This window comes from Rhodococcus mengyinensis (genome assembly GCF_048381435.1).
Taxonomy (GTDB): Bacteria; Actinomycetota; Actinomycetes; order Mycobacteriales; family Mycobacteriaceae; genus Rhodococcus_F; species Rhodococcus_F opacus_D.
In genome coordinates, this window is the sequence record NZ_JBLWIT010000139.1 from 97,296 (window position 1) to 111,363 (window position 14,068).

The window sequence follows — 14,068 nt, forward strand, 5'->3', positions numbered from 1 at the left end:
ATTCTCCTGGGTCCTGTCGCCGCAAGGATCGCGGCGGGAATTTGGCTCAGGAGAAATTCTTCGTGACGGACACCGGCGTTCCGTCCTCCTCGGGGCCGAGGATGGCGGAGCCGGACTCCTCCGTCGGAGTCTTGTCAGGAACTGCTTGCTGTGCTACCGCCTGCGTCAGTTCGAGTGCAGGCGGGACAGCGCCTCGTCGTGGAGCAGCGTGTTGGTGGCCAGTGCGCTGCCTCCGTGCGGGCCGTCGGCGCCGGCCAGGTTGGTGAAGCGGCCGCCGGCCTCGCGCACCAGAACGTCGAGGGGTGCGAGGTCCCACAGCGACACCTCGGGTTCCGCGGCAATGTCGACGGCGCCCTCGGCGAGCAGGCAGTAGGAGAAGAAGTCACCGAATCCGCGGACCCGCCACACGTCGTCGGTGAGGGAGAGGAACTGTTCGCGGATGCCCAGTTCCTTCCATCCCGACAGGCTCGAGAACGTCAGGCTGGCCGATCCCAGTCGGTCGACGGCGGAGACGGCGAGACGGGCGGGCTCCGACCCGTCGAAAGTCGACCAGGCGCCCGCGCCCGACGCGGCCCACCACCGGCGCGCGAGTGCCGGGGCGCTGACCACGCCGACGGTGGGAACGCCGTCCTCGAGCAACGCGATCAGCGTGGCCCAGATCGGGACGCCGCGGACGAAGTTCTTGGTCCCGTCGATCGGGTCGACCACCCACTGGCGTCCCGCGAACTGCGCGTCACCGCCGAACTCCTCACCCAGCACCGCATCGGCGGGTCGCTCGGCGTCCAGCGTCGCGCGCACTGCCCGTTCCACGGCCAGGTCGGCGTCGGTGACCGGCGTGAGGTCGGGTTTGTCGTCGACCGACAGGTCGAGCGCCCCGAATCGGGCCCTGGTGATCGCGTCCGCCTCGTCGGCGATTCGGAGGGCGAGTTGCAGGTCGGCGTGGAGGTCGGTCACGGTCGCCCAGATTACTCGTACCGCTTACTCGTACCGCGCCCGCGCGAACTCAGTCGACCTTCACTTCCGCGAGCTTTCCGGTGGCGACGTCGAAGACGAACCCGCGGAGGGACGTGGTCGCCGTGATGAACGGGCTGGACTGGATGCGGCGCAGCGACTGCCGGACGTCCTCGTCGAGGTCGGAGAACGCCTCGGCCGACCAGGCCGGCTTGATACCGACCTCGTCCTGGATGGACTTCTTGAAGTCGTCGTCCGTGAACGTGAGCATCCCGCAGTCCGTGTGGTGGATGAGGATGATCTCGGTGGTGCCGAGCAGTCGCTGGCTGATCGCGAGCGACCGGATCTCGTCGTCCGTCACCACACCGCCGGCATTGCGGATGACGTGCGATTCCCCCTCCTGGATGCCGAGGATCCGGTAGACGTCCACACGCGCGTCCATGCAGGCGAGGACCGCAACGTGCTTGCTCGGGGGGAGGGGGAGTGGCCCGGTGAATCCGGCGGCGTACTCCTCGTTGTTCTTCAGGTACTGGTCGGTCACGGTCATTTCGACTCCGTCCGGAATGGCGGCAAGAAGATCTGCCTACCCGTGCATGCAACAAGGAGCATCCGGGGTGCGCAAGGGTTCGACTCGACGTGATCCGAAGGGGTGACTTCGGCTGGGAAGCAGGGGTGAGAGGGCCCGGACGCGCACCCGGTAACCTTGGGAACCGTGCATCCCGACGTATCCGCAGACCTCAGCGAGCTCGACACCACCCTCCGTACCGTCGAATCGGTGCTGGACGTGGAGGAGTTGCGCCGCCGCATCGACGAGCTCGAACACCAGGCCGCCGATCCGGAGCTGTGGAACGACCAGGAGCACGCCCAGCAGGTCACCAGCCAGCTCTCGCATTCCCAGGCCGAACTGCGCCGCGTCGAGGAACTGCGGACGCGGCTCGACGACATGCCGGTGCTCTACGAACTCGCCGAGGACGAGGGCGCCGAGGCCATCGCGGACGCGGACGCCGAGCGGCACAGCCTGCGCGAGGACATCGCCGCGATGGAAGTCAAGACGATGCTCTCCGGCGAATACGACGAGCGTGACGCGCTGGTCAACATCCGCTCCGGCGCCGGTGGCGTCGACGCCGCCGACTGGGCCGAGATGTTGATGCGCATGTACGTCCGCTGGGCGGAGAAGCACGGTTACGGGGTCGAGGTCTACGACACGTCCTACGCCGAAGAAGCCGGAATCAAGAGCGCGACGTTCGCGGTCAAGGCGCCCTACAGCTACGGAACGCTGTCCGTCGAGATGGGCACGCACCGGCTGGTCCGGATCAGCCCGTTCGACAACCAGGGTCGCCGGCAGACGTCGTTCGCCGAGGTCGAGGTTCTGCCCGTGGTCGAGACCACCGACCACATCGACGTCAACGAGAACGACGTCCGCGTCGACGTGTACCGCTCCTCGGGTCCCGGTGGGCAGTCCGTCAACACCACCGACTCCGCGGTCCGGTTGACACACATCCCGACCGGCATCGTCGTGACCTGTCAGAACGAGAAGTCGCAGCTGCAGAACAAGGTGTCGGCGATGCGCGTCCTGCAGGCGAAGCTGCTCGAGGTCAAGCGCAAGGAGGAGCGCGCCGAGATGGACGCGCTCAAGGGCGACGGCGGCAGTTCCTGGGGCAATCAGATGCGGTCCTACGTGCTGCACCCGTACCAGATGGTCAAGGATCTGCGCACCGAGTACGAAGTCAACAACCCGTCGGCGGTGCTCGACGGTGACATCGACGGTTTCCTCGAATCCGGCATCCGGTGGCGGATGCGCGAGAATCAGGCGTCCTAATACCTATGGAAGCGACGGCGGCGATGTTCGCTCCCACCCAGAACCTGCTCGACTGGCTCTCGTCGACGGGGCTTGCTGTGTCGCTCACCGTCCTCGGAGCGATCCTGATGGCGCGATTCGTCAATTGGGGCGGCAGCAAGGTCACCGACCGGATCGACAGCAACTACATGCAGGGCGACGCCCTCGTCCGGTCCGAGGCGACCAAACACCGGCACTCGGTGGCGCAGGTGATCACCTGGGTGATCATCACCATCATCTACGTCATCGCGACGATGAAGGTGCTGGATCAGTTGAGCCTGCCGATCGGCAGCCTGGTGGCCCCGGCCACCGTGCTCGGTGCGGCACTCGGTTTCGGCGCGCAGCGCGTGGTGCAGGACATCCTCGCCGGCTTCTTCATCATCACCGAACGCCAGTACGGCTTCGGTGACACGGTGCAACTCGCGGTGACGGGGTCGTCGGAAGACGCCGAGGGCGTGATCGAGGACGTCACGCTCCGGGTCACCCGGATGCGGAACTCGGACGGTGAGGTCATCACCGTTCCCAACGGCCAGATCGTCAAGGCGATCAACCTGTCCAAGGACTGGGCGCGCGCCGTGATCGACGTGCCGGTCCCGGCCACGTCGGACATCAACCGGGTCAACGAGGTGCTGCACCAGGTCGGTGTCGAGGCCTTCGCGGATCGCGGACTGAAGAAACTATTGCTCGACGAACCGACGGTGATGGGAGTGGAGAGTCTGACGGTCGACGAGGTCAGCGTTCGCGTCGTGGCGCGAACCCTGCCGGGTAAGCAGTTCCAGGTGGGTCGCGCGCTGCGCGTGCGCATCGCCACCGCGATGAGACGGCAGGGGATCACCGTCGAACCGGACCTCCAGACGGTCCGGGCAGCGGAGGGCGAGGGATGACCGACGAACCCCGGCGCGGACTGGACCGGATTCTGCACTCGTCGTTCCTTCCCGCCAAGATCTTCGGCGGACGGGTACGGACGTCGACGCTGGTGCTGTGCATCCTCTGGGTCGTGCTGTACACGCTGTACACGTATCTGAACCCGGCCGAAGAGGTGGTTCAGGGCCCCGTCGCGCCGGCTGTCGTGCCCACCCGGCAGGCGCCCCTCCAGGAGACCACGCTGCCGACGTCCGAGATCGAGACGACGACCGAGTCGACGTCGGAGACGGTCACGACCACCGAGACGACACCCGAGGCGACCCCGCAGGAGACGGCGCCCACCGGGACCAGCCAGGTGACCTCCACCCCGACGTTGCCGTTCGGGATTCCCAACCCGTTCCCGCCTCCGCCGACGGGCACACCGCCGACCACGTCGTCCGTCCCGACGACGTCTGCGACGCCGCAGAGCGGACGATGACTTCCGCGCGTCGCTTCATTTGGTCACTGTTCGATAACGTCTAGACTGGCTCCTCGTGATCAGCGTCGAGAATGTGTCGAAGTCGTACAAGACCTCCACGAGGCCCGCCCTGGACAAGGTGAGCGTCGAGGTGGACAAGGGCGAGTTCGTCTTCCTCATCGGCCCGTCGGGCTCGGGAAAGTCGACCTTCATGCGCCTGCTCCTCAAGGAGGAGTCGCCGACGTCGGGTGACATTCACATCGCGGACTTCCACGTCAACAAGCTTTCCGCCCGGCGCGTGCCGAAGCTGCGGCAGAGCATGGGCGTCGTCTTCCAGGACTTCCGGCTCCTGCAGAAGAAGACCGTGTCCGAGAACGTCGCGTTCGCGCTCGAGGTGATCGGGAAGCCGCGCGCGATGATCTCCCGGACCGTCCCCGAGGTGCTCGAGATGGTCGGGCTGTCCGGGAAGGCGGACCGTCTCCCCACCGAACTGTCGGGCGGTGAGCAGCAGCGCGTCGCGATCGCGCGGGCGTTCGTGAACCGGCCGCTGGTGCTGTTGTGCGACGAGCCCACCGGAAACCTCGACCCGGAGACGAGCCAGGACATCATGCTGCTGCTCGAACGGATCAACCGCACCGGAACGACGGTGGTGATGGCCACCCACGACCACCACATCGTCGACTCGATGCGCCGTCGCGTGGTGGAGCTGGACCTCGGCAGAGTGGTGCGCGACGAGGCTCGGGGTGTGTACGGCGTGGGGCGTTAGCCGCCCTCCCTGCACTCCAGCCTCAGTACTGTCCCCAAGCCTCCTACGAAGGACTCTGATTCCCCGATGCGTGCCAGTTTCATTTTCAGTGAGGTCCTGACCGGACTCCGTCGCAACGTCACCATGACCATCGCGATGATCCTCACCACCGCAATTTCGCTCGGCCTGTTCGGCAGCGGGTTGCTGGTGGTGCAGATGGCCGGCAAGACTCAGCAGATCTTCCTGGACCGCGTCGAGGTGCAGATCTTCCTCACCGACGACATCTCCACGTCGGACCCGGGCTGCGAGGGGGAGATCTGCAAGACGCTGCGCACGGAACTCGAGGAGACCCCGTCAGTGGTGTCGGTGGAGTACCTCAACCGGGACGACGCCGTGAAGGACGCGACGGAGCGGGTGTTCAAGGATCAGCCCGAGCTCGCCGCACTCGTCAGCCCCGACAGCTTCCCGGCCTCGTTCAAGGTCAAGCTCAGCGACCCCGAGCGGTTCGGCGTGATCAACGAGAAGTTCGGCACCCGCCCGGGAGTCGAGAGCGTCCTCAACCAGCGCGAGCTGGTGGAGCGGCTCTTCAGCGTCCTCAACGGTGTCCGCAACGCCGCGTTCGCGATCGCGATCGTGCAGGCCGTCGCGGCAATCCTGCTGATCGCGAACATGGTTCAGATCGCCGCGTTCACCCGGCGCACCGAGGTCGGCATCATGAGGCTGGTCGGTGCCACCCGCTGGTACACGCAGTTGCCGTTCCTGCTCGAGGCGGTGGTCGCCGCGCTGGTGGGTGCCGTCCTCGCCATCGTCGGCCTGTTCACCGCGAAGAACATGTTCATCGACGACGTGCTCGCCGACGTGTACGAGGCCAACATCGTGGCCAGGATCTCCAACAGCGACGTGCTGTTCGTCTCACCGGTGCTGGTGCTCGTGGGCGTCGGAATGGCGGCGGTCACCGCGTACGTGACCCTGCGCTTGTACGTCCGCGAATAATTCGGTTTGCCTCTTCTCCTATGCTGGAGGGTACGAACTGTTCACCTCGGACATCGCGGACTGAAAGGCCCGGAACGTGAAGGAAAAGGGCCGCAAGGTCATTGCGACCAATCGCAAGGCGCGTCACAACTACACCATCCTCGACGTCTACGAGGCCGGGATCGCCCTCGTCGGTACCGAGGTGAAGAGTCTGCGCGAGGGCAAGGCGTCCCTGGTCGACGCGTTCGCTACCGTCGACGACGGCGAGGTCTGGCTGCGCTCCCTGCACATTCCCGAATACACGCAGGGCACGTGGACCAACCACGCGCCGCGCCGTACCCGGAAGTTGCTGCTGCACAAGCGGGAGATCGAGCATCTCGTCGGCAAGACGCGGGAGGGAAATCAGACCCTGGTTCCCCTGTCGATGTACTTCTCCGACGGCAAGGTCAAGGTGGAGCTCGCGCTCGCGAAGGGTAAGCAGGACTACGACAAGCGCCAGGATCTGGCCAGGCGGACCGCCGAGCGTGAGGTGACCCGCGAACTCGGCCGCCGAGTCAAGGGCATGCGCTGACATCGATCCTGCTCGCGCTCGTGGCCGCGATCGGTTACGGCGTGAGCGATTTCATCGGGGGAGTGGCGTCCCGCCGGGTGGCGGCGCTTCGCGTCGTCATCGTGTCGTACCCGCTGTCGTTGCTGATCGTGCTCGTGATCGCCCCGTTCGCCGGGGGCACCCTCACCTCCGCCTCCCTCGTCTGGGGAGCCCTGGCGGGAGTGGCCGGTGGCGTGGCGGTCTGGTGGTTCTACCTCGCGCTGGCGTCGGGACCGATGTCGGTGGTGTCGCCGCTGACGGCCGTGCTGGTCGCGGGGATTCCGGTGCTGATCGGGCTCGCGTTCGGTGAGCGGCCCGGGCCCGTTGCGTACGTCGGGATCGCCGTGGCCCTCGTCGCCGTGGTCCTCGTCAGCCGGGAATCTCCCGACGAGACCGCGGGGGAGGTGGCCGGGGGCAGGGTGCTGCGCTTCACCCGGACCGTGGCGCTGCTGACTGTCGGATCCGGCATCGCGTTCGCGCTCTCCTTCGTCTCGTTGCACCAGATCGGTGACGACGGCGGGATGTGGGCACTCGCCGTGTCCCGTGCCGCGGCGACCGCGGTGGTGTGGCTCGTCGCGTTGTCGGCCGGCCACTTCGTGCTGCCGCACGGCGAACCCCTCAAGCTCGCCGTGTACGTGAGTTTCCTCGACGTCCTGGCCAACGCGGCCATGATGTACGCGTTCCAGGGTGGGCTGCTGTCGCTGGTCAGCGTGATCGGGTCGCTGTACCCCGCCGCCACCGTGTTGCTGGCGATGGTGATGCTCGGTGAGCGGGTGAGCAGAATGCAGCAGGCGGGCATGCTCCTCGCCCTCGCGGCCGTCGGAATGATCGCCGTGGCCAGCTGAAATACGGCCACCGACACGCGGGACGAAAACCGGGATGAAACCGGACCGGGTTCGCGTTACACTAGGTGGCCCCGCGAGACTCGTGGGGCACGTACGGGGCTGAACGGTTTCGACTGCGTACGTTGAGGTAGGGGAAGCGTGTCGGTGCAGGCAAGAGACCACCGTAAGCGTCGCTGCAAACATATAAGCGCCGATTCCAATCAGCGCGACTACGCACTCGCTGCCTAAGTAGCGACTGCGTGTCTGTCAGTCCGGGTTCGCCCTCGGTCCGGGTACTGGCATCAGCTAGAGGGCTTTACCGTTCGACTCGGTCGCGGAGTCGAATGGGACAACCAACAGCGACTGGGATCGTCATCCTGGCTTGTTTGCGAGACTGGGAGATCCAAGTAGAGACATAGCAAACTGCACACGGAGAAGCCCTAGCTTTGCTGCGGAGGACCCGGGTTCAATTCCCGGCAGCTCCACCAGATCCGGGCCGGACACCACCAGGTGTCCGGCCCGGATTTTTTGTGCCCGGCGGAGTTCGAACGCCCCGACCCGCCGCCGTGACACGATGTGTGCCGTGTCCCTGACGAAACCGGTGGCCGTGGTTGCCCTGGGCGGTGCGCTCGGTGCGTCCGCGAGATTCCTGTTGGCCGAGCTGTGGCCGGGCATCTGGACCGTCCTGCTGATCAACGTGGTCGGGTCACTGCTGCTCGGCTACCTCGCCGAGACGGTCGGACCGGACCGGTTGTGGCGACTGTTCCTGGGCGTCGGCGTCCTCGGCGGTTTCACCACGTTTTCGACGTTCGCCGTCGACGCGGTGCGGGAGGACGCCGTCACCGCGACGCTCTACGTGGTGGCCACCCTGATACCGGCCCTGCTCGCGGCGCGGCTGGGGATGCTCGCCGGTCACCGGCATCGGCTGGCACGGAAGGCGGCGGCATGACCGTTCTGCTCGTGGCCCTCGGCGGCGCGCTCGGTGCGGCGACGCGATACCTCACCGGCCGGTACGTCGACTCGTATCGCAGCTTTCCGGTGGCCACCTTCCTCGTGAATGTGGCCGGGTGCCTGATCCTCGGACTGCTGTCGGGCGCATCGATGTCCGAGCAGACGTTCGCCCTGCTGGGCACGGGCTTCTGCGGCGGACTGACCACGTACTCGACGTTCGCGGTGGAATCGGTGGGGCTGCTGCGGATCCGGCGGGCGCTCCCGTCCGTCGTCTACGTGATCGCGAGTGTGGCAGCCGGGCTGGCCGCCGCCTGGCTGGGATTCCGATTGACGTCTTGAGGGCAGACTCCGGTGCGAGGGTGCAGGATGGATGGGTAGTCGAGTTCGATCCCGATGAATTTCCAGGAGGTCTCGTGGCGCACGACAGAGCGGGTCAGGTGGCACTGCCGGAGGATCTCGTAGACATCGCGCACCTGGTGACCGCGTACTACAGCGGCGTGCCCGACCCCGAGAATCCCTTGCAGCAGGTGGTGTTCGGGACATCGGGCCACCGGGGGTCGAGCCTCGACAATGCCTTCAACGAGGCACACATCCTGGCCACCACCCAGGCCATCGTCGAGTACCGGGCGTCCCAGGGCATCGACGGTCCTCTGTTCGTCGGGCGCGACACCCACGCCCTGTCGGAGCCGGCGTGGACGTCGGCTCTCGAGGTGCTGGCCGCGAACGACGTGACGGTGCTGATCGATTCGCGGAACCGGTACACCCCGACCCCCGCGGTCAGTCACGCGATTCTCCGCTACAACCGCAGCGGCCCGGAGTCGCAGGCCGACGGCATCGTCGTGACGCCGTCGCACAACCCGCCGCGCGACGGCGGCTTCAAGTACAACCCTCCGCACGGTGGTCCCGCCGGCTCCGAGGCGACGACGATCATCGCCGACCGTGCCAACGATTTACTCCGCCGGGACCTCTCGGGTGTGCGGAGAGTGTCCGCGGACCGGGCGATCCAGCGGGCCGAGCGGTACGACTTCCTCCGCTTCTACATCGACGACCTGCCGAGCGTCCTCGATCTCGACGCCATCCGGAGCACCGGAGTGCGGATCGGCGCCGACCCGCTGGGCGGAGCGAGCGTCGACTACTGGGGTGCGATCGCCGACACCCATCGGCTCGATCTCGAGGTCGTCAATCCGCTCGTCGACGCCACGTGGCGGTTCATGACCCTCGACACCGACGGCAAGATCCGCATGGACTGCTCGTCGCCCGACGCCATGGCCTCGCTGATCGGAGCCAAGGACCGGTTCGACATCTCCACCGGAAACGACGCCGACGCGGACCGGCACGGGATCGTCACTCCCGATGGGGGACTGATGAATCCCAACCATTACCTCGCGGTGGCCATCGACTACCTGTTCTCGCACCGCACGGGGTGGGGTTCGACGGTGAAGGTGGGCAAGACGCTCGTCAGTTCGTCGATGATCGACCGGGTGGTCGGAAGCCTCGGCCGCGACCTGCTGGAAGTGCCGGTGGGATTCAAGTGGTTCGTCCCCGGTCTTCTCGAGGGCTCGCTCGGCTTCGGTGGCGAGGAGAGTGCGGGAGCGTCGTTCCTGCGTCACGACGGCGGGGTGTGGACCACCGACAAGGACGGGATCATCCTGGCCCTGCTCGCCTCGGAGATGACGGCGGTGACCGGCAAGACACCGTCGGTGCGGTACCGGGAACTCGCAGAGCAGTTCGGCAGCCCCGCCTACGCCCGCATCGATGCCCCCGCCACCCGGGAGCAGAAGGCGGTGCTGGCGAAACTGTCGCCCGAACAGGTGTCGGCCACCGAACTGGCCGGGGAGCCGATCACCGCGACGCTGACGAGTGCCCCGGGTAACGGGGCGGCCCTCGGTGGGCTGAAGGTCACCACCGAGTCGGCGTGGTTCGCGGCGCGGCCGTCGGGCACCGAGGACGTCTACAAGATCTACGCCGAATCGTTCAAAGGCCCGGACCATCTCGCGCAGGTGCAGGCGGCGGCCAAGGAACTGGTGGCGGACGTCCTGAAGTAGAACTTCGGCCGGGGTAGGTGCTGCCGCCGAAGCGGGGGCACCTACGATCGGATTCAACTATGAACACTCGCGCAGCCGGGCTGCCCGCTGGGCGCAGCCCGCGGCTCCCCTCGGAAATCTGGGTGCTGGTCTCGGCCAGCTTCGTCATCGCACTCGGATTCGGGATCGTCGCACCCGCCCTCCCGCAGTTCGCCCGCAGCTTCGACGTGAGCGTGACGGCGGCCACCGTCGTGATCTCGTCCTTCGCGTTCATGCGCCTGGTCTTCGCCCCGGTCAGCGGCCGGCTCGTGCAGAAACTGGGGGAGCGGCCGGTCTACATCACCGGACTCCTGATCGTCGCCGCCTCGACCGCCGCCTGCGCGGTCGCGGGGGACTACTGGCAGTTGCTCGTCTTCCGCGCACTCGGCGGCATCGGCTCGACGATGTTCACGGTGTCGGCGATGGGCCTGGTGATCCGCATCGCACCGGTGGACAGCCGCGGTCGCGTGTCCGGGCTGTACGCGACGAGCTTCCTGATGGGATCGATCTCCGGACCCCTCGTCGGCGGGCTGCTCGTCGGATTCGGACTCCGGGTTCCGTTCGTCATCTACGCGATCGCCCTCGTCATCGCGGCCGCGGTCGTCTTCGTGAGCCTGCGCGGTTCGCACCTGACGGCGCCTGACGCCACCGCCGCCGGTGCCACCATGACGCTGCGGGAGGCCCTCGGGCAGCCCGTCTACCGCGCCGCCCTCGGCTCGAATTTCGCGTTCGGCGGGGTGATCTTCGGAGTGCGGGTGGCGATGGTCCCGCTGTTCGTCGTCGAGGCGCTGCACCGCGACGCCGCCCTCGCCGGCATCGCCCTCACCGTCTTCGCCGTCGGCAATGCGCTCGTCCTCATCGTGTCCGGGCGATTGTCCGACGTGTACGGCCGGAAGCTGTTCGTCCTGCTCGGACTGCTGGTGTGCGGCGCCAGCACCGTCGGGATGGGCCTCAGCGAGAACCTGCTCGTGTTCCTGGTGCTGTCCGGCATCGCAGGCATCGGTTCCGGAGTCATGAGCCCCGCGCAGCAAGCCGCGGTCGCCGACGTCGTGGGCGCGAAGTCCCGCGGCGGTCCCGTGCTGGCCACCTTCCAGATGGTCGCCGACGTCGGCGGAGTCCTCGGACCGGTCGGGGCGGGTCTGCTCGCCCAGCACCTGTCGTACGCGGTCGCATTCGGCGTGACCGGCGGGGTCATGCTCCTCGCCGCAGTGGGCTGGCTGCTCGTGCCGAACAAGCCGGCGCCCAAGGTGTCGGTCGAGGCGGTCTGACCGGCGTCTTCGGTACCCTCGTTCGGGTGTGGATCAAGGTCGTCTCCCTTCTCGCCCGGCTGTCTCTCGCCGCCGTCTGGCTGGTCTCCGGCGCACTCAAAGTCGCCGACCCCGCCCAGACGATCATCGCGGTCCGCGCCTACCAACTGCTTCCCGAGGACCTCGTCCGGCCGGTCGCGAACACGCTGCCGTTCTTCGAGATCGCCCTCGGACTGCTTCTGCTGATCGGGCTCGCCGTCCGCGCCACGGCCGCGGTGTCCGCCGTGCTCCTGCTCGGGCTCATCGGCGTGATCGTCTCCGTGTGGGCCCGCGGACTGTCCATCGACTGCGGATGCTTCGGCGGCGGCGGTGCGGCCGACGTGAACGGCTGGGACTACACCAAGGAAATACTCCGGGATGTGGGATTCCTCGCACTGGCCGTGTGGCTGATCGTGTTCCCCCGTTCCCCGTTCGCACTGGGGCTCGGCTCCCGCACCACTTTCTCAGTGACCCCTCAGCAGACGGTGGCAGAGTAAGCATTCGGTAAATCGATCCGACGTCGAAGGACTGCATCCACGTGAGCTCGAAGAACAAGTACAACCCGCAGCCGGAATCCAGCCGGTCCACCTACATTCTCGGTGGGCTCGCCGTACTGGTCATCGCCGTACTGGTCATCGGTGGTGTGATCTGGCAGAGCAACCGCAGCAAGCCGCGCAACGACGGTTACGGCGGGGTCCAGAACTCCGAGGTCCAGGTGGCGCTGCAGGACGACGGCGTCGTACTTCTCGGTCGCCCCGACGCGGCCACCACGGTCGACCTCTTCGAAGATCCCATGTGCCCGTACTGCGCCGAGCTCGAGAACAAGAACGGCCAGGAACTCGCGCAGGCCATCGACGACGGCAAGGTGGCGGTCCGCTACCACGTCCTGAACTTCCTCGACCAGCTCTCGGCCAGCGGTGACTACTCCACCCGCGCCGTCGCGGCGTCCGAGTGCGTCGCAGAAACCGGTGACGCCGTGGCGTATTCGGCGTTCCACGCGGCGCTGTTCTCCCCGTCGAACCAGCCGAAGGAGAACGGCAGCTCCGATCACACCAACGAGGAGCTCGCGCAGATCGCCGGCGACGCCGGAGCGTCCGACGAGGCCGTCCAGTGCATCACCAGCGGTGCGAAGGTCGAGCAGGCCCGTGCGCACGCCGAGGCGGGCCGTCAGGCCCTCGCCGCGAGCGGCGCTACCGGCACCCCTGCCGTGGTCAAGGACGGCACCGTGATCGATGCACTCTCCAACGAGAACTGGGTGTCGCAGCTGTAGGCGGCTCCGCCGCCCGTGCGCCTTTTTGGTAGGCGTATTCAGTCGGTCGACGCAACATCCCTGGTAAGGAAGGGTGTTGTGGATGGTGTTCAAGGGGCGGCCGCCGATCGAGCGGCGAGTGCGGGAGCAGTTCTGGGAGTGTTTGCGGGCGGGGCAGGACACGGTCAGCGCGGCGTGTGAGGTGCAGGTCTCGCTGACCCAGATGCGGCGGTGGCTGGTGCAGGTCGGTGGAGTGCGTCCCCGCCGACCTGTTCCCCCGTCGGGGCGGTATCTGTCGCTGTCCGAGCGGGAGCAGATCGACGAATTCCGCCGGGACGGGTGGACGATCCGGGCGATCGCCCACGCACTGGGCCGCAGCCCGTCCACGATCAGCCGGGAACTGCGGCGGGCGTTGTCCTCTCGCGGGAAGTATCTGGCCTCACGGGCCCAACGGGACGCCGAGGCCCGCGCCCGGCGCCCCAAGACCGCCAAGCTCGCCGCCCACGCCGAGTTGCGGGAGCAGGTGCAGGGGTGGCTGGGTGAGGACTTGTCACCGCAGCAGATCTCGCACAAGCTCAGGCGGGAGTATCCGAGCCGGCCGGAGATGTGGGTGTCACACGAATCGATCTATCAGGCGTTGTTCGTCCAGTCCCGGGGAGCGTTGACGCGGGAGCTGACCGCCCATCTGCGGACCGGCCGCTACCTGCGTAAACACCGAAGCACGGTCGGTGAGCGGCGGGGGAAGTTCCCGGACATGGTGATGATTTCCGAGCGTCCCGCCGAGGTCGAGGACCGGGCGGTGCCCGGGCACTGGGAGGGCGATCTGATCATCGGGGCGAACAACAAGTCGGCGATCGGGACGTTGGTGGAGCGGTCGACCCGGTTCGTGATGCTGTTGCACCTGCCGGATGGGCATTCCGCCGAGCAGGTGCGGTCGGCGATGACCCGCAAGATCACCGAGCTTCCCCAGCACCTTGCCAAGTCGATCACCTGGGATCAGGGTGCGGAGATGAGTCAGCACGCCCGGTTCACTGTCGAGACGGGGGTGCCGGTGTATTTCTGTGATCCGCGTTCGCCGTGGCAGCGCGGGACGAACGAGAACACAAACGGCTTGCTGCGCCAGTACTTCCCCAAGGGGATCGCGTTGGACGGGTTCGAAGAGGTCTACCTCGACGTGGTGGCCGATAAACTCAATCGTCGTCCCCGTATGACGCTCGACTGGGACAGTCCAGCCGAGCGTCTCGGGAAACTCGTTGTTGCGACGGCCGCTTGAAAACGCC

16 protein-coding genes and 1 other RNA gene are annotated in these 14,068 nt (G+C 67.0%); 15 read left to right on the plus strand and 2 right to left on the minus strand.

What is annotated here, in order from left to right; genetic code table 11:
• Nucleotides 1–165: 165 nt before the first annotated feature.
• Complete coding sequence (gene hisN / locus ACNJ7E_RS35520) at nucleotides 166–954, minus strand: histidinol-phosphatase (RefSeq protein WP_418342084.1); 789 nt, start codon at nucleotides 952–954, stop codon at nucleotides 166–168.
• 49 nt (nucleotides 955–1,003) lie between these two features.
• On the minus strand, nucleotides 1,004–1,498 hold the full coding sequence (locus ACNJ7E_RS35525) for a beta-class carbonic anhydrase (RefSeq protein WP_418342085.1): 495 nt from the start codon (nucleotides 1,496–1,498) through the stop codon (nucleotides 1,004–1,006).
• A 165-nt stretch (nucleotides 1,499–1,663) separates the two neighbouring features.
• Between ACNJ7E_RS35525 and prfB the strand changes: the two genes are divergently transcribed.
• From prfB to ACNJ7E_RS35600, 15 genes are all read left to right on the plus strand, one after another.
• A complete protein-coding gene (prfB, locus tag ACNJ7E_RS35530) occupies nucleotides 1,664–2,770 on the plus strand; it encodes a peptide chain release factor 2 (RefSeq protein WP_280781675.1) in 1,107 nt (368 codons plus the stop codon).
• A gap of 5 nt (nucleotides 2,771–2,775) precedes the next feature.
• Nucleotides 2,776–3,672: a mechanosensitive ion channel family protein gene (locus ACNJ7E_RS35535; protein WP_005240218.1), complete on the plus strand. Its 897-nt coding sequence runs from the start codon at nucleotides 2,776–2,778 to the stop codon at nucleotides 3,670–3,672.
• A complete protein-coding gene (locus ACNJ7E_RS35540; RefSeq protein WP_105413116.1) occupies nucleotides 3,669–4,130 on the plus strand; it encodes an Rv3103c transmembrane domain-containing protein in 462 nt (153 codons plus the stop codon). Before ACNJ7E_RS35535 ends, ACNJ7E_RS35540 begins: the two co-directional genes overlap by 4 nt.
• Nucleotides 4,131–4,185: 55 nt before the next feature.
• Nucleotides 4,186–4,875 carry a cell division ATP-binding protein FtsE gene (gene ftsE, locus ACNJ7E_RS35545; RefSeq protein WP_005240222.1) on the plus strand — a complete coding sequence of 230 codons (690 nt, stop codon included), beginning with the start codon at nucleotides 4,186–4,188 and terminating at the stop codon, nucleotides 4,873–4,875.
• A 66-nt stretch (nucleotides 4,876–4,941) separates the two neighbouring features.
• Nucleotides 4,942–5,847 (plus strand): permease-like cell division protein FtsX, encoded by a 906-nt coding sequence (ftsX, locus tag ACNJ7E_RS35550; RefSeq protein WP_112299333.1) that lies wholly within the window; start codon nucleotides 4,942–4,944, stop codon nucleotides 5,845–5,847.
• A 76-nt stretch (nucleotides 5,848–5,923) separates the two neighbouring features.
• Nucleotides 5,924–6,397 carry an SsrA-binding protein SmpB gene (smpB, locus tag ACNJ7E_RS35555; RefSeq protein ID WP_005240226.1) on the plus strand — a complete coding sequence of 158 codons (474 nt, stop codon included), beginning with the start codon at nucleotides 5,924–5,926 and terminating at the stop codon, nucleotides 6,395–6,397.
• Nucleotides 6,394–7,260, plus strand: a complete 867-nt coding sequence (locus tag ACNJ7E_RS35560) for an EamA family transporter (protein WP_489686853.1) — start codon at nucleotides 6,394–6,396, stop codon at nucleotides 7,258–7,260. Before smpB ends, ACNJ7E_RS35560 begins: the two co-directional genes overlap by 4 nt.
• Nucleotides 7,261–7,355: 95 nt before the next feature.
• Nucleotides 7,356–7,727, plus strand: a transfer-messenger RNA (tmRNA) gene (gene ssrA, locus ACNJ7E_RS35565).
• Nucleotides 7,728–7,813: 86 nt separating this feature from the next.
• Entirely contained in the window at nucleotides 7,814–8,188 is a 375-nt protein-coding gene (locus tag ACNJ7E_RS35570; RefSeq protein WP_037245290.1) for a fluoride efflux transporter FluC, read from the plus strand.
• Entirely contained in the window at nucleotides 8,185–8,529 is a 345-nt protein-coding gene (crcB, locus tag ACNJ7E_RS35575; RefSeq protein ID WP_280781676.1) for a fluoride efflux transporter CrcB, read from the plus strand. Before ACNJ7E_RS35570 ends, crcB begins: the two co-directional genes overlap by 4 nt.
• Nucleotides 8,530–8,603: 74 nt before the next feature.
• Nucleotides 8,604–10,235 carry a phosphoglucomutase (alpha-D-glucose-1,6-bisphosphate-dependent) gene (gene pgm / locus ACNJ7E_RS35580; RefSeq protein ID WP_418342086.1) on the plus strand — a complete coding sequence of 544 codons (1,632 nt, stop codon included), beginning with the start codon at nucleotides 8,604–8,606 and terminating at the stop codon, nucleotides 10,233–10,235.
• A gap of 59 nt (nucleotides 10,236–10,294) precedes the next feature.
• The gene (locus tag ACNJ7E_RS35585; RefSeq protein WP_280781678.1) at nucleotides 10,295–11,521 is read left to right on the plus strand and encodes an MFS transporter; all 1,227 of its coding nucleotides are present in this window, start codon (nucleotides 10,295–10,297) and stop codon (nucleotides 11,519–11,521) included.
• A 26-nt stretch (nucleotides 11,522–11,547) separates the two neighbouring features.
• Nucleotides 11,548–12,036 carry a MauE/DoxX family redox-associated membrane protein gene (locus ACNJ7E_RS35590; RefSeq protein ID WP_280781679.1) on the plus strand — a complete coding sequence of 163 codons (489 nt, stop codon included), beginning with the start codon at nucleotides 11,548–11,550 and terminating at the stop codon, nucleotides 12,034–12,036.
• A 41-nt stretch (nucleotides 12,037–12,077) separates the two neighbouring features.
• Entirely contained in the window at nucleotides 12,078–12,809 is a 732-nt protein-coding gene (locus ACNJ7E_RS35595; protein ID WP_283354537.1) for a DsbA family protein, read from the plus strand.
• A gap of 82 nt (nucleotides 12,810–12,891) precedes the next feature.
• Nucleotides 12,892–14,061, plus strand: coding sequence for an IS30 family transposase (locus tag ACNJ7E_RS35600; protein ID WP_418339463.1), 1,170 nt, complete (start codon nucleotides 12,892–12,894; stop codon nucleotides 14,059–14,061).
• Nucleotides 14,062–14,068: the final 7 nt, after the last annotated feature.

Excerpts from the sequence above, each read along its gene's own strand:
- ACNJ7E_RS35525 (WP_418342085.1), bottom strand. The coding sequence starts at position 1,498 with ATGACCGTGACCGACCAGTACCTGAAGAACAACGAGGAGTACGCCGCC.
- ACNJ7E_RS35535 (WP_005240218.1), top strand. The coding sequence starts at position 2,776 with ATGGAAGCGACGGCGGCGATGTTCGCTCCCACCCAGAACCTGCTCGAC.
- ACNJ7E_RS35540 (WP_105413116.1), top strand. The coding sequence starts at position 3,669 with ATGACCGACGAACCCCGGCGCGGACTGGACCGGATTCTGCACTCGTCG.
- ftsX (WP_112299333.1), top strand. The coding sequence starts at position 4,942 with ATGCGTGCCAGTTTCATTTTCAGTGAGGTCCTGACCGGACTCCGTCGC.
- ACNJ7E_RS35570 (WP_037245290.1), top strand. The coding sequence starts at position 7,814 with ATGTGTGCCGTGTCCCTGACGAAACCGGTGGCCGTGGTTGCCCTGGGC.
- crcB (WP_280781676.1), top strand. The coding sequence starts at position 8,185 with ATGACCGTTCTGCTCGTGGCCCTCGGCGGCGCGCTCGGTGCGGCGACG.
- ACNJ7E_RS35585 (WP_280781678.1), top strand. The coding sequence starts at position 10,295 with ATGAACACTCGCGCAGCCGGGCTGCCCGCTGGGCGCAGCCCGCGGCTC.
- ACNJ7E_RS35600 (WP_418339463.1), top strand. The coding sequence starts at position 12,892 with ATGGTGTTCAAGGGGCGGCCGCCGATCGAGCGGCGAGTGCGGGAGCAG.